Origin of the sequence: Streptomyces sp. NPDC014861 (assembly GCF_043081625.1) — a bacterium.
GTDB lineage: Bacteria > Actinomycetota > Actinomycetes > Streptomycetales > Streptomycetaceae > Streptomyces.
This window is the reverse complement of the sequence record NZ_JBIBWV010000009.1, coordinates 68,410-93,515: the sequence shown is the minus strand read 5'-3', so window position 1 is coordinate 93,515 and position 25,106 is coordinate 68,410. Positions and strand designations below refer to the sequence as shown.

Genomic DNA, 25,106 nt, shown 5'->3' with positions numbered 1-25,106 from the left:
TCGTTGAGCGTGGTGCAAGTCAACCGCCCGCCGCGGCGGCCGGGTCCCGAGATGCCCGACGGCGAGATCCAGCTCCAGGAGCCGCCCGGCCTGCCCGAGAAGCAGAGCGGCGTGGGCACCATCATCACGATAGTGCCGATGGCGCTGTCCTCGCTCTCCATGGTCTTCATCTTCCTGCGCCCCAACGGCGGCATCATGACGTACATCGCCATGGGCACCATGGCCGTGTCCGCGATCGGCATGGTCGTCACCCAGATCATGCGCGGCAACGCCGACCGCAAACAGGAACTCACCGGCGAACGCCGCGACTACCTGCGCTATCTCGCACAGATGCGGCGGCAGGTCCGCAAGGAGATCCACCGCCAGCAGGAGGCCCTCGCCTGGCGCCACCCCGACCCGGCCGAACTGCCCTTCCTGGTGCGGACCTCACGCCTCTGGGAACGCCGCTCCTCCCACCCCGACTTCAGCGACGTACGGATCGCGCTGGGATCCCAGCGGCTCGCCGTCCGTCTCGCCCCCCTCGCCACCAAGCCGGTCGAGGACCTCGAACCGCTCAGCGCCCACGCGCTGCGCCGCTTCATCCACGCGTACGGATCCATCGCCGACCAGCCCGTCGCCATCCACCTGCGCGGCTTCGCCCACGTCCTGATCCGCACCGCCGACCCCGGCACCGAGCCCGGGACGGACGCCCCGCCGGAGGACGACCGGGCCCGCTCCCTGGTCCGCGCCATCCTCACCCAGCTGGCCACCTTCCACGCCCCCGACGAGCTGCGCGTCGCCGTCGTCACCGCCCCGGACCGGCGAACCCACTGGGAGTGGACCAAGTGGCTCCCGCACGCTCTGCACCCCCACGAGACGGACGGCGCCGGACCGCTGCGGCTCGTCGCCGGCAGCATCGGCGAACTGGAGCAGCTGCTCGGCGAGGAGTTCGGCGCCCGGCCCCCGTACGAGCCCGACGCCACACCCAGCCGCGACGAGCCCTACACCGTCGTCGTCCTCGACGGCGCCGTCCTCGCAGGCCCCCACCGGGCCGCGCTCGGCGGCTACCGCAACGCCACCGTCGTCGACATCGGCTCCACCCTGGACTGGAACCACGGTCGCCTCACCCTCCGGCTGCGGATCACCGGAGCCCCCGACACCCCCGGAACCCTGGAGATGATCGGCGCGGACCGCAACCGAAAGGACCAGACCACCCCCCTCGGCGTCCCCGACGCCCTGCCCCTCGCCGCCGCCGTCCGGCTGGCCACCGCCATGGCCCCGTACCGCCTCGGCGACAGCTTCGACGCGGGCGAACCCCTGGAGACCGACTTCGACCTCGCGGGCCTGCTCGGCATCCCCGACCTGCACCGCTTCGACGTCAAGGAACAGTGGGCGCGGCGCAACCAGTCCAACAAGCTCCGCGTCCCGCTCGGCCTCGGCCCCGACGGCACCCCCATCGACCTCGACATCAAGGAGTCCGCCCAGGGCGGGATGGGCCCCCACGGCATGCTCATCGGCGCCACCGGCTCGGGCAAGTCCGAACTGCTGCGCACCCTGGTCCTCGCCCTGGCCCTCACCCACTCCTCGGAGATCCTCAACTTCGTCCTCGTCGACTTCAAGGGCGGCGCCACCTTCCTCGGCCTGGACGGCCTGCCCCACACCTCGGCCGTCATCACCAACCTCGCCGACGAGGCCGACCTCGTCGACCGCATGCGCGACGCCCTGCACGGCGAGATGATCCGCCGCCAGGAGCTCCTGCGCGCCGCCGGGAACTACGCCTCCCTCCTGGAGTACGAGACCGCCCGCGCCGCCGGCACCCCGCTCGACCCGCTGCCCACCCTCTTCGTCGTCGTCGACGAGTTCTCCGAGCTGCTCGCCGCCCACCGCGACTTCATGGACCTCTTCGTCATGATCGGCCGCCTCGGCCGGTCCCTCGGCGTCCACCTGCTGCTCGCCTCCCAGCGCCTCGACGAGGGCCGCGTGCACCAGCTGGAGTCCCACCTTTCGTACCGGATCGGCCTGCGCACCTTCTCCGCCATGGAGTCCCGGGGCGTCCTGGGCGTCCCCGACGCCTACCAGCTGCCCTCCCAGCCCGGAAACGGCTACCTGCGCAGCGACATCTCCACCCTCAGCCGCTTCAAGGCCGCCTACGTCTCCGGCACCTACCGGCCCAAGCGGCGCCCGGCCGCCCGCCGCTCGGTCATCGAGAGCCAGGTCGTCGCCCTCGGCACCGAGTACGTGGCCCCGCACGTGCTGCCCGCCACCCCCGACCCCCAGGAGGAGACGCCCGCCGAGGAGACCGGCACCCTCCTCGACATCGCCGCCGAACGCCTGGTCGACGCCGGTCCCCCCGCCTACCAGGTGTGGCTGCCCCCGCTCGACGTGCCGCCCACCCTGGACGAACTCCTGCCCCCGATCGGCCCCGACCCCGAACACGGCTTCACCGCCGAGGGCGAGGTCCGCGGCGGCCTCAAGGTGCCCGTCGGCGTCGTCGACAAGCCCTTCCAGCAGGTCCGCGACCTGCTCGTGGCCGACCTGGGCGGCGCCGACGGCCACATCGGCATCGCCGGCGCTCCCCAGTCCGGCAAGTCCACCCTCATCCGCACCCTGATGACCTCGCTCGCCCTCACCCACACCCCCGCCGAAGTGCAGTTCTACTGCCTGGACTTCGGCGGCGGCGCCCTGTCGAGCCTGCGCGGTCTGCCGCACGTCGGCGGTGTCACCGGCCGGCACGACCCCGACCGGGTCCTGCGCACCATCGCCGAGGTCAACGCCGTCGTCACCCGCCGCGAGAAGTACTTCGCCGAGCAGGGCATCGACTCCGTCGCCGCCTTCCGCCGCAAGAAGGCCGCCGGTGAACTGCCCGACGACCCGCACGGCGACGTGTTCCTGGTCATCGACGGCTGGAACACCCTGCGCCAGGAGTTCATGGATCTGGTCCAGCCCCTCACCCTCATCTCTCAGCGGGGCCTCAACTACGGCGTCCACCTCCTCGTCGGCACCACCCGCTGGGGCGAGGTCACCGGCGCCCTCCGCGACCAGCTCCAGACCCGCTTCGAACTGCGCCTGGGCGACCCCGTCGACTCCGTCGTCAACATGCGGGCGGCGGGCAAGGTCCCCAAGATCCCCGGCCGCGGCCTCACCGCCGACCAGATGCACTTCCTGTGCGCGCTGCCCCGCATGGACGGCATCGGCACCGCCCACGACCTCGGCGAGGGCGTCGCCGACCTGATCGACGTCGTCGCCGACCACTGGACCGGACCTCGCGCCCCCGAGGTCCGGATGCTCCCCCTCGTCCTCGACCCCGCCGACCTCCCCGCGCCCCACGGCTCCCTGCGGATTCCGCTCGGCCTGGAGGACACCGAGGTCCAGCCGCTGTGGCACGACTTCTCCCGCGACCCGCACCTGATCGTCGTCGGCGACAGCGAGACCGGCAAGACCAACCTGCTCAAGCACGTCGCCACCCAGATCATGCGCGCCTACACCCCCGACCAGGGCCGCCTGATGCTGGTCGACTTCCGCCGCGAGATGTACGAGACCGTGCCCGAGGAGTACCGCCTCGGCTACGCCGTCTCCGTCGACCCGCTCCGCCAGATGATCACCGGCGCGGGCAAGGCCATCGCCAACCGGATCCCGGCCGCCGACATCACCCCGGACCGGCTGCGGCGGCGCGACTGGTGGAGCGGACCCGAGCTCTTCGTCCTCGTCGACGACTACGACCTCGTCAACGGCTCGATGACCTCCCACCCCTTCGCCGCCGTCCTCGACAACCTCGCCCAAGGGGCGGAGATCGGCCTCCACATCATCGTCGCCCGCTCCGCCAACGGCGCCGGCCGCGGCCTGTCCGACCCCCTCCTGCGCAGGCTCCAGGACGTCAACACCCCGGCCGTCCTGCTCTCCTGCCCGACCACCGAAGGCCACCTCTTCGGCGGCACGAAGCCGAAGGTGCTGCCCGCCGGACGCGCACAGCACATCACCCGCCGCCGCACGGTGCAGCTGCAGACTCCGCTGCTCGACCCCGACGCCCGGACCCCGCAGAACGGACACCCCGGATGACCGCCTCCGCCCCCGCCCCCGTCTCCGGCCCCGCTCCCGCCTCCGCCCCCGCCCCTGTCTCCGGGACGGGCACCCACCCCGTCGGCCCGCACCTGGTGATCTCCTCCACGGAGACCGCCGCCGCCCTGGCCCCCGTCCTGGACGGCCTGCCCCCGCTGCCCGGCACGCTCCTGGTGCTGGCCGCCGCCCCGGATGCGGCCCCGTTCCTCCGCCGCACCCTGCCCGATCTGGTACTCCTCGCCCGGGAGCGCGGTGCGACCCGTCTCCTCCTCGCCGCCTCGGGCCTCGCGGCCCCCGGCCCGGACGGCGCCCGCCCCGTACGCGCCGTCGCCACGGCGGCGGACTTCACCGTGATCGCCCCGGACGGTGTGGCCAGCGTCGAACCGGACGGTTCGCTGCGCCTCGCGGAACCGGGCACCTGGTGGCTGGCCGAACCGGGGGAGGAGCCCCGCGAACTGGGCCCGGGCTGGCCCCCGGAGGCGGCGGACACCCCGGAGCCGGAGACCGCACACGACGGGACCGAGTCGCTGCCGCCTCCTGCCCCTCCCGTCCCCGTGGTGGCGGAGTCTCAGGGGGGCACGCACGGACTCCGCCTCACGGCGCCGGAGAAACCGGAGGAGGACGTCCGTACGGTTCTGGGCGGAACCTGGCTCGGAGCACTGCCCGATGCGGCCGCGCCACTGATCGGCGTCCCCCCGGACACGTACCTCCTGGGCGTCGGCTCACCCGCCCGCCCCGCCCTGCCCACCGCCGAACTCCTCGCCCGGGCGCCGGCGGCGACGGCGGACGCGCGGCACCTCCTGCTGTCCGCGCCGTGGGCCGAGCCGTCCGACCTCGTCGACATGGCGGCGGCTCTCGCGGACGGTCTCGACCGTACGGTACGGGCCGCGATCGGCCTTCCCGTACGGACGGCCGACGACCACGCCACCACCTTCCTCGACGAACGGGGCGCACCCACCTGGCAGCCCCTCCTGCTCGAACTCGCCGCTTCCCCCGCGCACCACCGCGTGGTGCCGTCCGCATGGCTGCGGCCGTCCGGACCGGAGGCGAAGGCACCGGCCCTGTACGCGTGCGCGGAACCGGAAGGCTGGCTCCTCGAACTCGTCCCGGCGGGCGTCTGGCTGCGCCCGGCCGACCGGCGGCCCGACCCGGCGCCGCGTACGAGACACCCCGACCCGGCCCGCCCGGCCCTGATCGTGGGCGACGGCGCCCACCCGTTGCCGCCCGAACTCCTGCGTGCCCTGCCCGCCGTCCTGGCCACGCTTCCCGACCTGGGGGGCACGGAACCGTACGGCCTGCTGTCCCACGGCACCGCGTCGGACGAGGCCCAGGCACGCGCATGGGCGGAGGAACTGAACCTGCGCTGGCTGGGATCCACCGCCGTGAGCGCACCTCAGCAGGAGCAGGAGCAGGAGCAGGAGCAGGAGCAGGAGCAGGCACCAGCGCCGGAGCACGTACCAGCGCAAGCACCAGCACAGGCGCAGGAGGCACAGACACAGGCGCAGACGCAGGAGGCACAGCCGGCACCGGTCACCCCGCCCCTGCGACCCTCCACCGTCGCGGCACCGGAGCCCTCCACCGTCCCGGCCGCACCGGGCGGCCGCAGCGCCCCGGGCGACCGGGCGGCCCTCCGGGACCTTCTGGGCGAGAAGTACCACATTCTCGCCAGCAAGGCGGAGCTCCTGGCCTCCCGGCTGCCGTCACTGCGCTCCCTCGCGCAGGACGGCCTCAAAGCGGATCTGGTGGCCATCGCCCTGCATCAGGCCGATGTCCCCGACCTGGTGTCCCGAGCGGGGCTGGCCGAGGCGGCGAGGGCGGCCGGGCCCGGCCCCTTCACTCCGCTGCTGCGCTGCCTGGACTCGGGTCTGCGCCGCCTGCCGGGGCACTACGGGGCCGTCATGCTCGCGGCTCCGGTGGAGGAGGTGCCGCTGGACCGGTACGCGCGGGGCTCGGTCCTCGTCGAGCCCGCGGCGGTGGCGGCCGTCCCGGCGTGCGACGCGGAACTGGAGGGCGCGGTGGAGTTCGGGATCTGGTCCACCACCGGCCGGCGCACGTCGGTCTTCCTCGGCACGGACGACGAGGCGGAGGTGGTGTTCCCCCCGGGCACGGCCTTCTCCGTCCTGGCCCTTCACCTGCCGGAGGACGACACGGCGCCGATCCGCGTCCTGCTCCGCGAGATCTCCCCTGCGGAGACCGACCCCACGGACGACCGCTTCCGCAAGCGTGACGAACAGGCCCGCACCCGCCTGACCGAATGGTTCGAGCGCAGAGACATGCTGCAACCCCACGACCGCCGCCCCCTCCCGGACGCCTCCCGCTTCCACGTGGCCCCCGGGGCGGGCCCGAGGGCCCGGGTCGGGCGGACATAGGACGTGAGGCTCAGGAGACACCGAAGCCCGCGCCGGCCCGCCTCCGGCGAGACGCGGGCCGGCGCGGGCTTCGGTCGTCAGCTGACGGGGATGCCGGGGTTGGTGAGCGCGGTGCCTCCGATGACGGTGTTGTCGGAGGTGATGGTGACCGGGCAGGAGCCCGTCCGGTTGGTGACGTTGATGGCGTACTTCGCGGCGGCGCTGCCGCTCGCCCCCGTGAGGTCGGAGCGGTTGTTGCGGAAGACGGTGCCGCAGCCCCAGCCCGGGTCCTGGGTGTGGGTCTCGAACCCGTGGTTCATCGTGCGGACGCCGATGTTGTTCTCGATGACGTAGTTGTTGCCCTTCACGTCGATCCAGGAGTCGTCGTAGTTGGCGTTGGTCAGACCGTTGCCGTCGAAGCGGTTCCCGGAGACCAGACCTCCGGTGGTGCCTTCCTTCAGGTCGATGTTCTCGCCGCCGATGTTCGGACCGATCACGTTGTTCAGGATCTGTACGTGGTCGCTCTTGTCGGAGAGCGTGTTGGCGGTGCCGACGTAGACGCCTTCGCCCTTGCCGTCCCGCGCGGTACCGGTGTCGTGCACGGTGGAGTTGCGCAGCACCCCGTAACTGGAGGACTGGCGGAAGTGGACGCCCTCCATCTTCATGTGGTTCACCGTCACCGAGTCGAGCACGACGTGGTCGGAGGCGTCGACCATGATGCCCTTCTGCGCCCCGGTCACCGTGATGCCCTGCACGGTCCAGTAGGGGGCGTTGGCCAGGGACAGGCCGTAGCCGCCGCCGGTCGTGGTGGTGAGGACGGCGCGGGACGTGCCGATCAGGGTGATCCGGGCCGTGGCCCTGCCTGCCGTGGTGATCTTGAAGTTGCCCTTGTAGGTGCCGTCGGCCAGCTGGATGGTCCTGCCCGGGACGGCGGCGGTCAGCGCGCTCTGCAGATCCTTGGCGTTGGTGACCCTGACCGTGTTGCCGGGCGTCGCGGTCGGCGTCGGCGTGGGCGTCGGAGTGGCGCTGGCCGTAGGTGTCGGGGTCGGCGTCGGTGTCGGGGACGGCGAGTGCGAAGTCGGCTGGGACGGAGACGGCGTGGTGCCCCCCGGGCTCAGGGAGACGTCGTCGGCCTGGTAGGGGCTGCCGTACCAGCCGCTGAGTGCGACGGTGACCTGGGTGGTGTCCGGGCCGGTGGTGAAGGTGCGGGTGAGCTGGGTCCAGGCCGGGGCGTTGGCCCAGGTGGAGGTGGAGACGCCGGTGCCGGAGGCGCCGAGGGTCACGTACGAGCCCTTGACCCAGGCGGTCAGGGTGTAGGCGGTGTTCGGCTGCACGGTCACGGTCTGCGTGCAGGCCCCGAGGTCGCCCGCGCCGGGGGTGGCACTCAGCGCGGAGCCGCCGGAGCGGGGGGCGGTGGCCGTGGGGGCGGCCGTGCCGGTACAGGTCCAGGGGGCGAGGCCGGGGGCCTCGAACCCTGGATTGCCGAGCAGTTCGCCGGCCGCTCTCGCCTGGGCGGGGAGCAGGGTGAGCAGGGCGGAGCCGAGGCAGAGGGCTCCGGCGGCGCCGAGAACACGGGGGAGGCGGCGTCCGTGGTGTGTCATGAGGGGGCGCTCCGATGCGGGGGGAGAGCGGATCTGGGCCTGCGCACCCACAACTTGGACTAGACCAATGCTGAAGTCAAGAGGTCGGAAGCCGGGCTGAGGCCGAGGATCGTGGGGTGTTCGGGCGTCGGCGGCCGCGAGGGGGTTCCGGTGCGGGCTCCGCCCCGGCGTAGGAACGGTCGGCCGGATCGGCTGCGAGTGCGAGGGTGACCGTGTCCTTGGTCGGGCCGTCCTCGGTGAGGGCGCGGTCGAGCTCCCACCCGTCGGAGTGGAGGGGAGTGCCGGGCTCACACGGTCGTACGGTGGCGGTCGGCGAGGTCCTGGCGGAAGGCCTTCACCGCGGCGGCGCGGGTGGGCGCGAGCCTGGCGTGGTCGCGCAGCGGGGACGGCTTGCCTTCCGGGAGACCGCTGGCGGCCTTCCGGAACACGGAAGCCTGGTCGCTGCCCCGGTCGCGGGTTGGTCCCCGCTGCCCCGATGGCATCCCGGGGACGAACCACAGGCGGGGATCACCGCTGCCCTCGCTCCGGGGTCTCAAGGATCCAGGACCTGATCTTCTCCCCCTGCCGGTCGGCCTCGCGGAAGGCTGCCGACCTCGCGCCGGCGAAGGCCCGCCCGACCCCCGCGGCCTCCGCGAGGGCGTTGAGGGCCTCTTGGCGGCGCCCCGTGTCGGCCAGCCGGACGGCGAGGTTGTTCAGACTCATGGCGAGGTCCACACGGACTTCGGGGGATCGGTGTGCGGCCAGTTGGCCGTAGAGCCGGACGGCTTCCTCGGCGGCTCGCAGTCCTTCCTCCCGCCGGCCGAGGCCGCCGAGCCGGTTGCTCAGGTTGGTCAGGCTCCTCGCCAGGGCCTCGTCGTGGGGCCCTGGGCCGGGCCGGGTGTCCGGGCCGGCCAGTTCGCGGTTGATCCGGACGGCCTCCTCGATCGAGTCGAGGGCCTCGCCCGGGCGGTCCGCGTCGGCCAGGCGGTTGGACAGGTTGCTCAGGAGGGCGGCGAGGCCGGGGCCGTACGTCTCCGGTTCCCGCCGCGCCAGTGGCCGGTACAGCGACACCGCCTCGGAGCCGGTGGCGAGTGCTTCCGCGGTCCGGCCGGTCTCGGCCAGCCGCACGGAGTGGTTGCCGAGCGTCCGGGCGAGGTCGGGGGCGGCGGTCTCGGGGCTGCTCGCGTACTGCTGACGGAAGAGCTCCACCGCTTCGTCGACGGTCGCGAGCGCCTCGTCCAGGCGCCCGTCGTCGGCCAGCCGGTTCGACAGGACCCGAAGACTGCGCGCGAGGTGGAAGGAATGCCCGTCCGGATCCTGCCGCGCGAGCGCGCGGTAGCGCCGGACGTTGTCGGCGGCGACGGAAACATCCGCCCCCTTCCGCGCGGCTCCCTCCGGTTCCAGCCCCTCCGGCCCCTCCATCCCCGCCGTGCCCACTGCACCCCGGCCCGCCCCGGGGACGGCCGGTCGAGCGGACGCCCGGGCGAAGGCCGCCGCGAGCGTGGCGGCGGAGGGCCGGCGAGCCGGGTCCTTGTCCAGGCACCTCCAGAGCGTGTCCGCGAGCTTCGGGGCGATTCCCGACGTCGCCACCGCGCGCCGGCCGTCGGGGGTCCTGGCGTCGGACCACCTTCCCGTGAGGAGGGACAGGAGCAGGGCGCCGGCGGCCGCCACATCGCCCTGCGAGGTGAGTGAGGAGCCGTCGTCGTCCGGCCCGAGATACGCGTCGCTGCGCGGGAAACCGGCACCGTGGTCGTTGTCGGCGCCGTCGACGCTCGCCGCCATCCAGCCGACCAGCCGGACATCGCGGTCGGTCACCAGGACGGCCCTCGGCGCGAGCCCGCCGTGGACGATTCCGAGATCATGGGCGCGGCCGACCGCGCGGGCCACGTCCAGGCCGATCCGCAGGAAGACCGCTTCCGGGACCGAACCCCCGTACTCCTCCAGGAACGCGCGCAGGTTCGGCGCGGGACCGGAGGACGGGTCGTCCGCGCGCCGGTGCACCAGGGCCGCCGCGACCCACGGCCGCACGGGGGCGGGGGAGGTCCGTACGTCGAGCAGCTGGGGCGCGTACGTGCCGGCCATGCGGAGCAGGCACTCGGACTCGGTCCGTACGAGCTCCCCGGCCGCCTCCGGTCCCCGGTCGTACTCCGGCGCGGGCGCGCGGACCGTGACGGCGGTCCCGTCCTCGTCCAGGGCCAGGTACATCACCACGTGGAACCAGCCCTGGGCGCTGCGGGCGTACGGCCGGAACCGGCCGAACCTCACCGGATCGTCCGTCAGGAGCGGTTCCCAGCCCGGCGGCAGCTGGTCGGGACGGGGGAGGGGCGGCTCGGTCACGGTGCCGTGGCCGCCGGACTCCGCGCCGACGGGCACGACGGGTTCCGGCCCCGCCACCGCTGTGCTCGGCCCGGGACCGGGCACGGCGGGCTCCGGCGCCGTCCCCGCCGTGCGCGGCCCGGGACCGGGCACCGGGCCGCCGGCTCCCCACGGCGCGATCCCCAGCCGGCGCAGCAGTTCCTCCTTCAGCCAGCCGAAGGAGCGTCCGGCGTCCCCGATCACGGCGGAGCCGTCCGGGTGCCCGACCCAGGCGGGGAAGACGGGGGAGCGGCCGACGGCGGCCTCGATGTGCGCGGTGACCGCCCGGGTGGTGCGGAGCAGTTCCTTCGGCGAGACGGCGGTGAGGAGGAGGCGGCGGGCGTCGCCGGGGAAGTCGTATCGCCGGTGATGGGGCAGGCGGTCCGGGGAGTCGGTCGTGAGCTGGTGCATCAGGCCGCCCAGGAACACCTCCGAGAGGTGGCCGGGGTCGGTGGGCGGCCCGAGCGCGGTCTGCACCAGGCGCATGACGGGCGGGGTGACGGGTGAGACGGCGGCGAGGTGGGCCGCGAGCCGGTAGGCCTCGGGCGAGGCGGCGTCCCGGAACCGCAGGACGGCGTCGGCGCCGTCAGCGGGGCCGGTCCCGGCGGCGGGCCGGCCCGGCCGGTTGCGGCCGGGGATCCACAGGGGCAGGACGGCGGTGCCGCCGGGTGAGGCGATGAGCCGCGCCCAGTCGCCGACGGCGGCGGGGGTCGGTTCGAGGACCGGGACGGGCACGGAGTCGAAGTGGACGAGGTCCGGCGGGAGCACCGGGTCGGTGACGTGCCAGGCGCGGGTGGGCCCGCCGCGGCGCCGGGTGGTGACCCGCCAGGGCCGCGCGGCGATGCCGGAGCCGTCCCAGAGCCGGGTGGGCAGTGCCTGGACGACGGCGGTGGGGCCGCACCGCGCCCAGAGCTCCATGACCCGCCGCATGCGGCCGTCCCGCCATGCCTCGCCCACCCCGTCGCTGACGACGAGCACGAGCGTGCTCCCCGTCGGGTCGCTCAGGGTCTCGGGCGCCCGGAGCCTCCCGCTGCCGGTGTACGGGCGGGTACGGAGCAGTGGTGTCGCGCCGCGGGTGTCGAGTCCGTGGACGCGTACGTCGCGGAAGGCGCCGGCGCGTTCCATCAGCGCCCGGAGCTCGGCGGCGAGGCGCTGCCAGAGGACCATGGAGACACCGTCGTCGACGATGAGGGCGAGGGAGAGCCAGCGGCTCCTGACCGGGCGGGTGACGGTCTCCGGCATGCCGGTGTCGGCCAGGGCCGTCACCGTGCGCGCGATGTCGAGCTCGTGGCGCCGATGGTCGGGGAACCGTTGCCGCAGCGGGCGCAGGGACTTCCCGAGCCGGAGTTCGCCGGCGGCGGCACGGCCGTCGGGGGCGCGGACGGGGAGTGCCGCGACCTGTGGCGCGGCGGTGTTCCGCGCCGGTTCGGCCGTCGCCAGGACCGGGCGGGCGGGACCCGGGTCGGGCGGGCCGGCCGTCGCCGGCTCGCGGGGTTCCCCGGCGCCTTCGGCGCCGGGCCCGGCCGGGGACGGGGCGTCGGCCGCCTGGGCCTCGGCCGGCCCGTACGGGGACTCCGGTGCGGCGGCGAGCCGGGCCAGCGGACCTGAGCCCCGGGGCATTCTCCCGGCCAGCCAGAGGGCGTCGAGGAGTTCCTCCCGGGACAGCTCGGCGCCGCTCTCGGCGAGGACCTGCGTCACGCGTGTGATCACGGCGTCACACGGCCCCGCCGAGCCGGTGCAGGACCGCTTCGAGGAGGGAGCCGGCGTCGAGGCCGATGCCGCCCTTGCGGAGGAACACGGCGTTGAGGAGCTGGTCGGTGGCGAGTTCACCGGAGGCGCGGCGGTCCAGGAACTCCTCCAGCAGGTCGTCGACGCCGTCGAGGGCGCCGGCGCCGAAGTGGGCGGAGACGATGTCCCGGAGGCGCTGCTCGTCGGGTTCGGGCAGTTCGAGGCGGACACAACGTCGGAGGAACGCGGCCGGGAACTCGCGTTCGCCGTTGCTCGTGATGATCACGACGGGGAACTCACGGCACCGGACCCGGCCGCGGGGGACGGCGGCGGGACGGTCGGGGTCGTCGGTCTGGACGTACACCGGCGCGTGGTCCTCCGGGAGGCGGGCGAGTTCGGGGATCACGAACCAGCCCTCCTCGAAGACCGTGAGGAGGTCGTGGGGCAGGTCGATGTCCCCCTTGTCCAGCTCGTCCACGAGCAGCACCCGGGGGCGTTCCCGGGGGACGAGGGCGTTGCCCAGCGGGCCGAGCCGGACGTAGTGGCCGATGTCGGGTTCCCCGCCGTCGGCGTCGCGCCGCAGGTTGGCCTCGCGCAGCCGGCCGACGGCGTCGTACTCGTACAGCGCCTCTTGTAGGGAGGAGCGGCTGTTGACGGGCCATTGCAGGACGGGGCCGAGGGTCAGTTCATGGGCGATGGCGTGGGCCAGCGAGGACTTGCCGGTGCCGGGGTGTCCCGTCACCAGGAGCGGCCGGCGCAGGTGGAGCGCGGCGTTCACGACCTCGGCCTCCTCGGGGCCGATGAGGTAGGGCCGGGACGCGGCGGTGGTGTGTCCCTCGGCCGGGTCCTCCCGGTCGAACCGCCGCCACGGCGGCGCGGGAGGGAACGGCGTGCGCCGCGGAGTGCCGTCACCGCTGAAGAGGCGCCAGTCGGCGTCCTCGGGCCGGGTGCGGGCCTCCGGGTCGGCCGCGGGCTCCGGGGTCGTCATGGCGCGTGGGTTCCTTTCGGTGGATCGCTGAAGAGCAGCGGGGCGGGCGCGGGGTGCCGGCCGTCCTGTTCCCAGACGAGGGAGGGGCGGGCCGCCCGCTCGCCCGGGTAGGCGAAGGTGCGGCTCCTGAAGTCCCGGACGCGCTCGGGGAGTTCGTCGGGCCGGCCGGCGGGGCGGAGGGTGTGGAGCCGTTCGCTGTCCTCGTACGAGGCGGCGGCGCGGTCCCAGAGGACGACGGGGACCCCCATGGCGAGGCAGATCTGCAGCCAGGTCGCCCGTTCCCCGGCGGGGCCGTTGAGGACCACCTGGGCGGCGTCACGGTGCTCGCCGCCCAGGAGGTGCCTCAGCTGGCGTCCGTCGCGGCAGGCCGGGTCGGTGACGAGGGCCTGCGCCGGGCCGTGCTGCCAGCGGCGTCGCTGGTCCTGAGCCCGCTGGGGCCGGTAGTCGGTCATGTCGGGGCAGCTCAGGGTGACGCGGTACTCCACGCCGAGGGGCTGCCCGCCCATGATGTCGTCGGACGTGTCCGGCTCCCATTCGTCGACCGCGAGGTGGAGGTCCGTGCGGTCGACGACGACCGTCACCCACGGCACGTGGTCCTCCTGCCCGGGTTCCGCGGCGGTGGCGGCGACCGTGTCCGCCAGGCAGCGGGCCGCCTCCTCGGGGGTCTTCGGCACGGTCCTGGCGTCGTGGAGCACGGTCCGCGACCCGTCCTCGCCGGCCAGCAGGATCCGGCAGCGGTACAGCTCCTGGTCCGTGGAGTCGTCCCTCTTCAGCTCCATCACCACCCGCGCCACCGGCGCTGTCGGCCGGTGCGCCCAGGCGGAGGCGTCGACCCGCCTCTCGCGCAGGGCGTCGGGGTGGATGCCGAGCCGCCGGGCCGTCTCCTCGGACCAGGAGCGGAGCCCGGCCGCGACCTCGTCGGCGGCGGCGGCCGCCACGTACTCGACGAGGCGGAGGAGCGCCGGTACCGGTGGGGTGCCCTCCGGGACGCGCTCGCTGTCGGAGAGCGCCTCCAGTTCCTCGACCAGACCGCCGAGGTCCTGTTCGGAGACGGTGGGGCGGGTGAGGATCTCCGGCAGGACGGCGTATCGCAGCGCCTCGCGGGCGGCTCGGGGCAGCAGCGTGGGGTGTTCCTTGCAGACGGTCCGCAGCAGGTCGAGCAGGCCGTCGTACTCGTGCGGGGACAGCAGGGACACGCCGTCGAGGAGGCGCGCCCGTACGAGGAGGCCGGTGAGGCCGGCCCGAGCCCGTTCGTCGGCGGCGGCGAGGCCGCCGCAGAGCGTGGCGAGCGCGCGGGGGTGCGCCGCGACGAGGGCGGCGAGGTCCGCGACGCTGGGTTCGTACCGGATGGTCTCGTAGCCGAGTTCCCGCGCGAGTTCCCGTGCGTGGGCCCAGCGGGCGACCGGGTCGGCGAGCAGGGGCCTGAGGAGATTGGCCAGTGCGCGTTCGGTGGGTGGGCACCCGTCGGCGGGTCCGGCTTTCGGCGGGGCCGCGCCGATGTCGATCAGGCGGGGCGGGCCCTCGGGGCGTCCGGCGAGGTGGGCCGTGAAGCCGCTGTCGTCGACGAAGGCGTGCGCGGGGACCGCGCGCAGGCGGCGGTTGGCGAAGGCCCGGTCGTCGTGGACGACAACTCCGACGAGGTGGTCGTCGCAGAAGACGGCCGCTCCGGAAGCTCCTCCCCAGGGCTTCTCGCCGTCGGCTCCGGCGGCCGGGGCGGGCTCCTGGTCGAGGACGTAGTACTCCCCGGAACCGGAGAGGGGCGGCAGGACGCCGCGCAGGTGCTCGGGGTCGCGGGTGGTGCCCGCGGCGGCCCGGGGGAAGCCGAGCCCTTCGTAGCGCAGCGGCGCCCTGCCCACGGGCCGGCCCCAGCGGACCGGCTGGCCGACGTCCGCCGCATCCTCGACGTACAGGAGCGCGACGTCCAGCCCCCGCGGGTGGTGCCACAGCAACTCCGCCCTCAGGGTGGGTGCCTGGCCGCCGCAGGGATGTCCCACACGGATGCGGATCTCGGGCCAGGGCTCATCGGTGGCCCGGTTCACGAGGACGTGGCGCGCGGTGAGCACGAGCCGGGGGGCGATCAGATAGCCGGTGCCGACGCTGTGGCGCGCGCCGGTGGTGCCGCCGTGGATCAGCGCCAGTCTGCGCGGATCCACGTCACTCGTCCCAGGAACCGGATTCGTCGTCGCTGATCTCGGGGCTGGTGCCGCCGGCGGCCCGGTCCCGGATCGCCAGCTTCAGCGTCAGCCGGTGGGTCCGGACGGCCGCGCGCTCGCCGCCCGCGCCGACGGTGGCCACGCCGAAGGTGAGCCGGCCGTCCGCCTTGCCGCTGTCCCGCAGTTCGAGCAGGAGCTCCAGCTCCGCTTCCTCGACGGTGAAGGCGAACTGCTGGTCCTTCCCGAGGTCCTGCGCCGCGTACAGCTCCTGCCGCAAGTCTTCGATGGCCTCGGCCAGTCTGATCGCCGACATCTGGTCTCCCCCCGCCCCCCGGGTCCCGCACCCTGGGTGGCGGCTACGTTACAGCGACCCCAGGACACCTCCAAGCCGGGTCGTGGAGAATCGGGCGGGTGGGCCGCCGTACCGGCGGGGGGCGCGGCCACCGGGCCGACGACGGTCGGAGGGAGGGGGCAACTCCTGTGACACTGCGAGACTCGACGCCCGGCGGAGGGACGGGGCCGCGCGACACCCCAGGCGCCGCGGGCCTGCTCCGGGAAGTGCTCTGGATGGCAGCCGACGAGCTGCGGGGGTCCGTCGACGCCGCCGACTACCAGGAGTTCGTCCTCGGGGTCTTCTTCCTCCGGTGCGTCTCCGACGCGTTCGACCGGCGGCGTGCGGAGCTGACCCGCGAACTCGCGGCGGACGGCGTCTCCGAGGACCGGTTCGGCGGGTTCCTCGACGACCCCGGCGCGTACACGAGCGCCCGGGTCCTGTGGGTTCCGGAGGCGGCCCGCTGGGAGTGGATCACCTCCCACACCGGCAGCGGGAACCTCCCCGCGGTTCTCGACGGGGCGATGGCGGCGCTCATGCGGGAGAACGCGTCCTTGGAGGGGGCCCTGCCTCGGGTCTTCCACGGCGGTGTCGACGCGAGGGGCCTGGCGGGACTCGTCCGAGTGGTGGACGAGGCGCGTTTCCCCGAGACCCGGGGCCGGTCGACGGGGGAGGAGCTCGCCGAGGTGTACGAGGACTTTCTCGACCGCTTCGCGTTCACTGGGGTCCGGTACGGCGGCGAGTTCGTCACACCGCGGTCGGTGACCCGGCTGATGGTGGAGCTCCTGGAGCCGTACGAGGGACGGGTGTACGACCCCGCGTGCGGCGCGGCGGGCATGCTCGTCGAGGCGGCCCGCTTCGTCGAGAACCGGCGGGGCACGGCGCATCTGGACGACCTCGCGCTCCACGGCGAGGAGACCGACGAGCGGACCTGGCGCCTCGCCAAGATGAACCTCGCCGTGCACGGGGTCGGGGGAGACCTGGGCGTCCGCTGGGGCGACACGCTCACCGAGGACCGGAACCCCGGCCTTCAGGCCGACTTCGTGATGAGCGCCCCGCCCCTCGGTATCTCGGACCGGGCGCGGAACGAGAGCGACCCGAGATGGCGCTACGGCGTCCCGCCGAGTGACGACCCCGGCTACGCCTGGCTGCAACACGCCCTGGCCAAGCTGGGACCGTACGGGACGGCGGGCATCGTCCTCGCCGAAGGCTCACTGCGCGCGAGGAGCGGGGAGAGGATCCGCCGGGCGATGCTGGAGAACGACGTCGTGGCCTGTGTGGTCGCGCTGCCGCCCCATCTCTTCCGTACGACCCGGATCCCGTCGTGCCTCTGGATCCTGACCAAAAACAAGGGCCGGCGGGGGCCGGTGGACCGGCGGGGCGAGATCCTGTTCGTCGACGCCCGCGAGGCGGGCATGCTCATCGGTGGCCGGACGAATCGGGTCCTCACCGAGACCGACATCATGAGGATCGCCGGGACCTATCACGCCTGGCGCGGCACGCTCCCGGCCCGGGCGGAGTGGGCTCCGTACCGCGACGAGCCCGGCTTCTGCGTCTCCGTCGGCATGGAGGCCGTACGGCGTCACCGGTACGAGCTGACACCGTCCCGGTACGTGTCCCGCGCTCGGGCCGGCCTCGCGACCGAGGACGACCGACGGGGCGATCTCCAGGCCCTGACGAGGAACCTGGACGTGCTGTTCGACTGACCCCGCCCGGCGGTCAGCAGGGTTCCGGCGGTGCCGAGGGCCAGGCCGCCCGCGATGAGGGGGAGCAGGCCGACCCGGTGCAGTACGGCACCGCCCGCCAGGGCCGTCGGCAGGGCGCCGGCCGCGACGGCGGCCACGAGGAGTCTCGCGCTCAGCGGCGTGAAGCCCTCCACCAGCTGGAAGCGCTGGGTGGTGACGAGCTGGAGCCATCGTGCACGACTTCTTACTCTTGGGTCATGGCAGATGAGACATGGGAGGCCCTGCGAGGCACTCCGCCTGGCGAGATACGCAGACGTGTGGCGGCCGTCAGCGAGACGCTCGGCTCCCGTTTCGTCCGAGAGGTGCGTGGCGGGTGGCGCTACGAGTTCAACCAGGGCATCGGGCAGTGGGCGGTGTGGTATTTCGCCCCGGATCGGCAGGTCCTGTTGTTGACCTATGAGGGGCTCGCGGACACCACACCCTCCTCGGACGATTACCCCACGATGGAGATGTTCTATCGGGACGTCCCCGACGACCTCGTCGCTCTCGTGCGCAACGACGGCGAACTGTGCACGACCGTCATGGACAAGGAGAGCGGCGAGACCCTTCACTGGGCCAGCAGCGTGTTCTGGTGCGATGGCAGCACCTGGTGGATCTCGGAAGGCTTCCTCGACTTCTGTGAGGAGGAGGGCTACGACCCGTTGGTGAACTCGTGCTTCCAGGACCCGCTGTTCCCGTACGCCTTCGGGCGGGAGCTGACGGCGGAGTCGGTCGCACGGCTTTCGGCCGATGAGGACGACGAGTGGTTCGGCGACGTGGTGGCCGAGGTGAGCGAACGACTGCGGCGACAGTACTGAGAGGCCATGGAGGGGCTGGCGGCGCGTTCACGACTTCCGGCTCTGGCTCAGCAACGTCCGTGAACCGAGCAGGCCCCACCGACGGAGGCCGGCAGGTCGGGGGAACCCGGCAGGTCAACGGCTTGCTCGGAGGGCGTCACGAATCGGGCTCGACGAGGTCGGTGAACTGACCGCTGCCTGTTGTCCGAGACGCCTGCTGAAATGGCCCTATGACTGTTCATGACGTGGCCCGACTGTTCCCGGAGGTTCCAGTACTGCGTGACCTGTGCCGCGCGATGGCGCTGGTGGAGGAGATCCTGCGGCCGGACGACCCCTACCGCCTCCACAGGCACGACGCGCGGCGCGCGTCCGGACAGGAGCTGGCCTGGATGGACAACGGGAGCGGAGACACCTACACCGTTCTCTTCACCGACGCCGGTGTCTGTGCCCAGGGCATTGACCACCTGTCGCCGATGAGCCCGTTTCTCGGTGACGGGACAGTGTGGCCCGGAGTGGTCGATGCGGTGCCTCAGGCTTTTCGACCGTTTCTGGATTCGTCCGTGCGGGAGGGGATCCTGCCTGTGACGGCTTGCCTGTGGCGGGAGTCGGCGGACGACCGGTGGCAGGTCGGCGATATCGAGTACGACGGCCACGACGACGGGGCGATTCACCTCTTCCGTCTTCTCACCGACGGCACTCCCGAGGTGTTCCAGCGCTGGCTGGAGCGGTACTACTCGACCGGGGTCGACCTCGGCGCGGTCCGTCACGTCTTCGCCTCCAGACCTCTGACCCACGAGGTCGTGACGGCGCTGAACCCTCACATCACGCGCGAGCAGTGGAATGCGGCCGTGGCCTCCACCGGATACCCGACGCCGGCGGAGGACGGTACCGAAGGGAGCCATGCACGGCGTGCAGCGGAAGCACTGGGCAGACAGCTGGGCCATGAGTTCCGCGCGGAGGCAGACGGCCTCGGCGTCGTCTGGACCGATGGACCGACCGTGGAGGCAGTCGGCCTGGTAGCGGCCGAGGAGCCCGGAGCAGCCGATCCCTGCCTTGGTCTCCGGCGCGAACTCTCCGCCTCAGCGGTCGCCCTGGGCGCCGTCCGCATGGTGGTCGGCAAGGCACCCGTACCCGGTGGTGGTATCGCCCCGGGGGCCGTCCACGCCTTCTGGCGGAACACCACCCTCCCCACGCCCACCACCCAGCGGGAGAGGGACCTGGTCTACGCGGTGGTCTACGAGGTCCGTGACGATCGCCGCAGCAACACGGCCCGCCACACGGACATATGCGACCTGGTCGCCTCGGGCCTGGGTCGCCTCGCACACCGACTCGACCTGTCCCCACTGGAGCGCCTGACGGCCCGCTACGCCACCGGTGCCGCCCGACATGCCTGGCACCGCGCCCTCGTGCCGATGCCCCCTGAGGGTGCTCTCCTCGCCGTACACGGCGACCCCTGCGCCAGAGCCGAGCACGTGAGAGCAGCCCTCGCCGTCTTCCCCGTCCCTCCCGCGCAACTGGCAGCCGCGACCGCCTCCCTCCGCTCCCGCCTGCCCTGACTTCTCCCTCGCCGCTCATGATCCAGGGGCGATGTCCCCGGCTCGGAGGCATCGACGGATCGTCGATGCGGGGGCTTGAGCGTCGGCTTCCCCCAGGCCCGGAGGGCCCATTACAACCTCACGTCCATGCTGGTCAACGGCGTGCCAGTCATTGTTCGTTTCTGAATGAGCAGGATTCTGCGCCGCCGATGTGGTGATTTTGGTGGTGGGTGCCTGTCGGGATCGCGGGGGAGTGCCGTACGGACTTGCTCGTGACGTACGGGGAGAGTTTCACCGGCGGCTTTGTGCGACCCGATTGTTCAGATGCCGGTCTTGGTGGTGATCCAGGCACGGTAGGCGGCGGTGTTGTCCGCGCCGTCGAAGGGAAGTCAGGCGAGGACCGGCGGTCCAGCAGGGACTGGCGGCCGAAGGCGCGCACCGCGCGGCAGTCCGGGCCGGCGACGTCGTCCACGGCCACCCCCGTGTTCCGAGACCTCCGTCCGCTTCTTCAGCGAACACAACGGCATCGTCGAGATGGGCAGTTGGCGCGGAGACAACACCGAATGGCTCTCGGGCGGGGACACGTGCCTATGGGGCGGAGGTCAACCGTTCCGGTCCGTGTACATCAGCACCGCCCCCGACCGGGAGGCCTACTTCCGCGGCACCGACCTCAGGCCGCAGGCGCCGGCCGCCGCCCCGTTCAGCGCACCGGCTGCGCGACCGTCAACAGCATGGGCAAACCTCAGCGGTGTCTACGGTCCACGTTCCCGCCGTCTCCGACTGCCTCCGTCCTCACCGCGATCATCGACACCACCCTCACCCGCTGGTGAGCGGACGGCTACCTGGAACATTCGAGGTTCCCGGCAGCCCCGTCACCTGAGCAGACTCATACCGGCGCTCCCACCGGGGAGCGCCGGCCCGGAGCCGGGGGGAGCCGGGGACGGTTGATGTCCCGCCGCACGCATGCTGATTCCCCTTGAGCCCGCGGCCGTTGATCACCAAGGATCGACCCGAACGGGAGTGACACCGTGCGACGCAAGGCCGCGCTCTCCCTCGTGACCGTCGTCTCGACAGCGCTGCTGCTTCCGCAGCAGTTCTCGTCGGCGTCGACGGCTTCCGAGGTTCCCGGACAGCCACTCGCCCTGGGCGAGGTACAGCCGGTAGGCCCCGGTCTCTACCTCTCCGCGAGCGATACCTACCAGATCTACGAGAACGACGTGGACAGCGGCCTCATGGCCCGATCCCACACCATTGTCGGACAGCCCCAGGGCCTTGCCCTGGCCCAGGACGCCACCGCCGGGCGTTCCGACCTGGCCGTGTTCGGCCCCGGCTGGGAAGCCGAGTTCGTGGGCGGTCAGCTGAACCGTACCCTCACCCAGGGCGCCGGGCAGATCACGACCACGGACCTGGACACGGGGGAGGCCACCCAGTACGAACTCACCGGCACGTTCGCACGTCCCGACGGCGGCAGTGTCAGCGACTACACAGCCGCCGACGGCTCCACCGTCGTCGAGACCGTGGCGTGGGACGACCAGGCCGGTGAGATGACGACCACCGTCGTGGAGACCCTCGGCCTTGATCCGGCCACCACGACCGCCGATGACGACACCTTCACCGACGAGCAGGGCCGTCCCCTTCCGGCGTCCGACCTGCGGCCGTCCTACACGTGGACCCGCCTGCCCGTCAGCGGCGACGGATGGCGTGTGGCGTCCGTGGGAAGCAAGGCGTACGGCGACACCACCGTCTCCTACGACGGCGTGGGCCGCGTCTCTACGGTGACGGAGCCCGCGACCTCCACGGGAACGGCCCAGACCGTACGTGTCACCTACGCCGGCACCAGCACCGCCGTCGGCGGCGCCCTCGGTGACATCGCCGGGCAGGTCAAGGACATCACCGTCACCTCCGGCTCCACCGTGCAGACCCTGGCCCGCTATTACTACGACGGTTCGGGTCTGCTGAAGCAGGTCACCAACCCCGCCGCGGGCAGCGACCTGGCCGGTTACACCTACGACGACGGCGACCGCCTCGCCACCAGGACCAGCGATGACGGAACGCGATGGGAGCTTTCCTTCCCGGGCGACGAAGCCGTCCCGCAGGCCCAGGAGACCGCCGGCAGCCCCGTACCCGGCACCGAGGTCGACACCGGCCCGGGAGAGGGCGTCATCTCGCCCGCGGAGGAGCCCATCGGTGCCTCCGCCTATCCGCCGAAGTGCTCGGCGGCCAACCACTGGATGCGCTACACGAAGAGCGGCTGCACGACGAAGGTCGCCCACTACGGCTGGCGGTGGCCCGCGTGGAAGACGACGCCCAGCGGCCGGAAGGTCCGGGGCATCTACAAGGACCACTGCACCAAGAGCCCGGACAAGCCCGACAACTTCGACTTCCGTGCCGCCTGTGACATGCACGACTACGGCTACGGCGTGATCGGAAATTCGTACACGAGCCACAGCCACTACCTCGACACGTCGAAGAAGAGCGCGGTGGACACGGTCTTCTACAACACCCTCAAGGACGACGTGTGCAGCGACTACCGGCTCAAGACCATCTGCCGCGGCTACGCCTGGACCTACTACCAGGCGGTCAAGAAGGAGGGCAACCCCAAGAACGGCGCGAACGCCACCAACTGACGAAGCGGCACACCGCTCGGGGCTGAGAAGGGCCGGGCAGCGCTTCTGCTGCCCGGCCCCTCCGTGTCCACGCCGACCCACCTGCACCCCGATGAGCTGCACCCGATCCTCCGATCCGATGGAGTACCAGTGAAGAGACCCACATGGGCTCTGGTGACGGCCGTGTCAGCGGCCCTGCTGTTCACCGCGATACCCGCCCCCGCGCACAGCACCGCGCTGTCCGACGTCCCCGTCCCCAGCGCCGACGGCACCGGTCCCGTCGACCCGCCGCTCTTCGACGCGACCCAGGACGGCTCCACCGTCCGCGTCAACGTCGTCACCGACCAGCGGACGGACCTCGCCTCCGCCGCCCAGGCGGGCGAGACCCTCGTCTCCTACGACGTCCTCCCCCTGCTCACGCTGCGCGTCGACCACGCGGGACTGACCGAACTCGCCACCGCACCGGGTGTCGTCAGTGTGACCGAGGACATCCCCGCACCCCCCACGCTCGACCAGTCCACCACCGTCATCGGCAGCGACACGACCACCGCCGCCGGTATGACCGGAGCCGGCTCCACCATCGCCGTCCTCGACACCGGGGTTTCCGCGGGACACCCCTTCCTCTCGGGACGCGTCACGACCGAGGCATGCTTCTCCGTCAACGACCCCGTCATCGGGGCCACCAGCCTCTGCCCCGGCGGAGGCGCCGAGGAGGAAGGCTCCGGCACGGCGGACACAGACGCCGGCCCCTGCGCCGCCATGGCGTCCTCCGTATGCGCCCATGGCACCCACGTGGCCGGGATCGTCGCCGGTGACGGCACCGGCATCAGCGGCGCCCCCGCGCACGGCGTCGCACCCGGGGCGCACATCGCCGCCATCCAGGTGTTCACCAAGTTCGACAACGACAAGTACTGCGGTGCCGGCGCGAGCCCGTGCGTCCTCAGCTATGCCAGCTCCCAAGCCAAGGGACTGGAGAAGGTCCTCGCACTGAAGAAGGCCGGAACCCCCGTCGTCGCCGCGAACCTGAGCCTCGGCGCCGGACGCCACACCATGGCCTGCGACAGCGACCCCCGCAAGGCGCTCATCGACAACCTGCTCGCCGAAGGCGTCGCCACCGTCATCGCCGCCGGGAACAACAGCTTCGCCGATGCCGTCAGCAACCCGGGCTGCGTGTCCACGGCCGTGACCGTCGGTTCCACCACCGACGACGATCAGGTCTCCACCTTCTCCAACCGCGGCCCACTGCTCGACCTGCTGGCCCCCGGCACCGGCATCGTCTCCTCGCTGCCCGGCCGCACCTACGGCAGCAAGAACGGCACCTCGATGGCAGCCCCGCACGTCGCCGGCGCCCTCGCGGTCCTCAGACAGGCCCACCCGTCCGAGGACATCGACGATCTCGTCGCACGCCTCGTGAGCAGCGGCACCCCGGTCACGTACACCGGCGCCACCACCCCCCGTCTCGACGTCCAGGCCGCCGCCGGCGACCTCACGCCCGAACCGGGGGACGGCAGCGGCAAGCCGCTCGCCCTCCGCTACTCCAACGACGTGCCGGTGATCATCCCCGACAGCGTGGGCACCAACGTCCCGGGCGCGCCCGCCCACTCCCCGATCACAGTCACCGGACACCCGGAAGGCGCACCGAAGGACCTCGCCGTCAAGGTGAGCTACAGCCACGCCTGGATCGGCGACGTCCGCCTCGAACTCCTCTCGCCCACCGGCAGGACCTTCCTGCTCAAGAGCGCGAACCTGAACGCCGGTGGCACCACCTACACGAACACCTTCACCGTCGATGCCACCGGCCAGCCCTCCGACGGTGAGTGGCGCGTGCGCGCCACCGACGTCGACAACGGTTCCACCGGAAGCCTCAACACCTGGTCCCTGCACTTCCCGACCCCGTTCCGGAGCACGACCATGACGACGATTCCCGACACGGGAACCGCCTCCTCCGCGCTCGCCGTAGCAGGCGTCGGCGGCTACGGCTCCGGGCCCTCGCAGGTGTACGTCGACCTCACCCACACCAGGATCGGCGACCTGGGCCTGACCCTGACCGGCCCCGACAACAAGACCTTCACTCTCAAGCCCTACGGCTCCGAGCCCGGTGGGGCCCTGAAGACCACGTACGGCGTCGACGCCACCACCGCGAAGGCCACCGGCACCTGGACCCTGAAGGTCACCGACTCGGCGGGCGGCTCGACAGGGCAGCTCAACGCCTGGTCGCTCGGATTCCCCTCGTACGAGAACCAGACCGTCAAGCAGATCCCCGACGACGACTACGAGCAGATCTGGACCACGATCACCGGCCTGACCGGCACCGGCTCGGCCCGCACCCAGGTCTACGTCCACGTCGAGCACGCCAATCTCGCCAACCTCAAGATCGACCTCGTCGCCCCGGACGGCTCGCTGTTCCTCCTCAAAGGCTCCGGATCACCCGAGGGGGGTGGCGTGATCAAGAAGACGTACACCGTGGACACGAGCGGAAAGTCCGCCAACGGCACGTGGAAGCTCCGCGTCGACGACGTCATGCCCGGCAACACCGGTACCGTCCACAACTTCGTCCTCAGGTTCTGACCCATCCCGGACCGCCCGTGGCCCGGTTCCCGGCCGGGAGCCCGGTCCTGAGCGCGGGCCACACGGCACGTCGTCAGGGAGTCCACCTGTCCCGGTGCCGTGCCGCCCAGGGACGTTCCGCGGAGAGCCCCGTCCCAGCAACGCCCTCCTACCGGCGACCCCCTGCCGTGGCGGCGGCCATGGCCCCCGCCACGGCCGCACCACCTCTGGACGAAGCCACGATCGGCCGCCTGGCCGACGTATGCGGCCTGCACCCCCCCGCACTCGACGACTGCCGCACAGCGGCCGCCGGGGCGGTGATGTCGTCGAGCGGCAGTGGGTTCCGCTGCGGGCACACAGTGGAACCCACCAGACGCTC

13 protein-coding genes and 2 pseudogenes are annotated in these 25,106 nt (G+C 72.6%); 7 read left to right on the top strand and 8 right to left on the bottom strand.

Annotated elements, in window-relative coordinates:
* Nucleotides 1–3: 3 nt before the first annotated feature.
* The gene (gene eccCa, locus ACF1BN_RS20465; RefSeq protein WP_392332986.1) at nucleotides 4–4,035 is read left to right on the top strand and encodes a type VII secretion protein EccCa; all 4,032 of its coding nucleotides are present in this window, start codon (nucleotides 4–6) and stop codon (nucleotides 4,033–4,035) included.
* On the top strand, nucleotides 4,032–6,404 hold the full coding sequence (locus ACF1BN_RS20460) for a hypothetical protein (RefSeq protein ID WP_392332985.1): 2,373 nt from the start codon (nucleotides 4,032–4,034) through the stop codon (nucleotides 6,402–6,404). The genes eccCa and ACF1BN_RS20460 overlap by 4 nt, the downstream gene beginning before the upstream one ends.
* A gap of 77 nt (nucleotides 6,405–6,481) precedes the next feature.
* Here the strand turns inward: ACF1BN_RS20460 and ACF1BN_RS20455 are convergent, their stop codons facing one another.
* The 7 genes and pseudogenes from ACF1BN_RS20455 to ACF1BN_RS20425 form a co-directional block, all read right to left on the bottom strand.
* The gene (locus ACF1BN_RS20455; RefSeq protein ID WP_392333097.1) at nucleotides 6,482–7,501 is read right to left on the bottom strand and encodes a right-handed parallel beta-helix repeat-containing protein; all 1,020 of its coding nucleotides are present in this window, start codon (nucleotides 7,499–7,501) and stop codon (nucleotides 6,482–6,484) included.
* A 48-nt stretch (nucleotides 7,502–7,549) separates the two neighbouring features.
* Nucleotides 7,550–7,984, bottom strand: a pseudogene (locus ACF1BN_RS20450) (carbohydrate binding domain-containing protein); the annotation flags it as partial.
* Nucleotides 7,985–8,271: 287 nt separating this feature from the next.
* Nucleotides 8,272–8,412 (bottom strand): hypothetical protein, encoded by a 141-nt coding sequence (locus ACF1BN_RS20445; protein ID WP_392332984.1) that lies wholly within the window; start codon nucleotides 8,410–8,412, stop codon nucleotides 8,272–8,274.
* A gap of 79 nt (nucleotides 8,413–8,491) precedes the next feature.
* Nucleotides 8,492–12,028 (bottom strand): SAV_2336 N-terminal domain-related protein, encoded by a 3,537-nt coding sequence (locus ACF1BN_RS20440; RefSeq protein ID WP_392332983.1) that lies wholly within the window; start codon nucleotides 12,026–12,028, stop codon nucleotides 8,492–8,494.
* Between the two features lie 4 nt (nucleotides 12,029–12,032).
* Nucleotides 12,033–13,034, bottom strand: a complete 1,002-nt coding sequence (locus ACF1BN_RS20435; RefSeq protein ID WP_392332982.1) for an AAA family ATPase — start codon at nucleotides 13,032–13,034, stop codon at nucleotides 12,033–12,035.
* On the bottom strand, nucleotides 13,031–15,187 hold the full coding sequence (locus ACF1BN_RS20430; protein WP_392332981.1) for a trypsin-like peptidase domain-containing protein: 2,157 nt from the start codon (nucleotides 15,185–15,187) through the stop codon (nucleotides 13,031–13,033). The genes ACF1BN_RS20435 and ACF1BN_RS20430 overlap by 4 nt, the downstream gene beginning before the upstream one ends.
* A 1-nt stretch (nucleotide 15,188) precedes the next feature.
* Nucleotides 15,189–15,500 (bottom strand): trypco2 family protein, encoded by a 312-nt coding sequence (locus ACF1BN_RS20425; protein WP_392332980.1) that lies wholly within the window; start codon nucleotides 15,498–15,500, stop codon nucleotides 15,189–15,191.
* Nucleotides 15,501–15,598: 98 nt separating this feature from the next.
* Between ACF1BN_RS20425 and ACF1BN_RS20420 the strand changes: the two genes are divergently transcribed.
* Nucleotides 15,599–17,224 (top strand): N-6 DNA methylase, encoded by a 1,626-nt coding sequence (locus ACF1BN_RS20420; protein ID WP_392332979.1) that lies wholly within the window; start codon nucleotides 15,599–15,601, stop codon nucleotides 17,222–17,224.
* 14 nt (nucleotides 17,225–17,238) lie between these two features.
* On the opposite strand, the pseudogene ACF1BN_RS20415 reads toward ACF1BN_RS20420, so the two are convergent.
* Nucleotides 17,239–17,430, bottom strand: a pseudogene (locus ACF1BN_RS20415) (MFS transporter); the annotation flags it as partial.
* 30 nt (nucleotides 17,431–17,460) lie between these two features.
* On the opposite strand from ACF1BN_RS20415, the gene ACF1BN_RS20410 reads away from it, so the two are divergent.
* The 4 genes from ACF1BN_RS20410 to ACF1BN_RS20395 all read left to right on the top strand — a co-directional run bounded on the left by ACF1BN_RS20410 (nucleotide 17,461) and on the right by ACF1BN_RS20395 (nucleotide 24,748).
* Entirely contained in the window at nucleotides 17,461–18,060 is a 600-nt protein-coding gene (locus ACF1BN_RS20410) for a hypothetical protein (RefSeq protein ID WP_392333100.1), read from the top strand.
* Between the two features lie 224 nt (nucleotides 18,061–18,284).
* Nucleotides 18,285–19,595: a hypothetical protein gene (locus ACF1BN_RS20405; protein ID WP_392332978.1), complete on the top strand. Its 1,311-nt coding sequence runs from the start codon at nucleotides 18,285–18,287 to the stop codon at nucleotides 19,593–19,595.
* 1,007 nt (nucleotides 19,596–20,602) lie between these two features.
* A complete protein-coding gene (locus tag ACF1BN_RS20400; protein ID WP_392332977.1) occupies nucleotides 20,603–22,201 on the top strand; it encodes a phospholipase A2 in 1,599 nt (532 codons plus the stop codon).
* A 129-nt stretch (nucleotides 22,202–22,330) separates the two neighbouring features.
* Nucleotides 22,331–24,748 carry a proprotein convertase P-domain-containing protein gene (locus tag ACF1BN_RS20395; RefSeq protein WP_392332976.1) on the top strand — a complete coding sequence of 806 codons (2,418 nt, stop codon included), beginning with the start codon at nucleotides 22,331–22,333 and terminating at the stop codon, nucleotides 24,746–24,748.
* Nucleotides 24,749–25,106: the final 358 nt, after the last annotated feature.

Excerpts from the sequence above, each read along its gene's own strand:
- ACF1BN_RS20460 (WP_392332985.1), top strand. The coding sequence starts at position 4,032 with ATGACCGCCTCCGCCCCCGCCCCCGTCTCCGGCCCCGCTCCCGCCTCC.
- ACF1BN_RS20435 (WP_392332982.1), bottom strand. The coding sequence starts at position 13,034 with ATGACGACCCCGGAGCCCGCGGCCGACCCGGAGGCCCGCACCCGGCCC.
- ACF1BN_RS20425 (WP_392332980.1), bottom strand. The coding sequence starts at position 15,500 with ATGTCGGCGATCAGACTGGCCGAGGCCATCGAAGACTTGCGGCAGGAG.
- ACF1BN_RS20410 (WP_392333100.1), top strand. The coding sequence starts at position 17,461 with ATGGCAGATGAGACATGGGAGGCCCTGCGAGGCACTCCGCCTGGCGAG.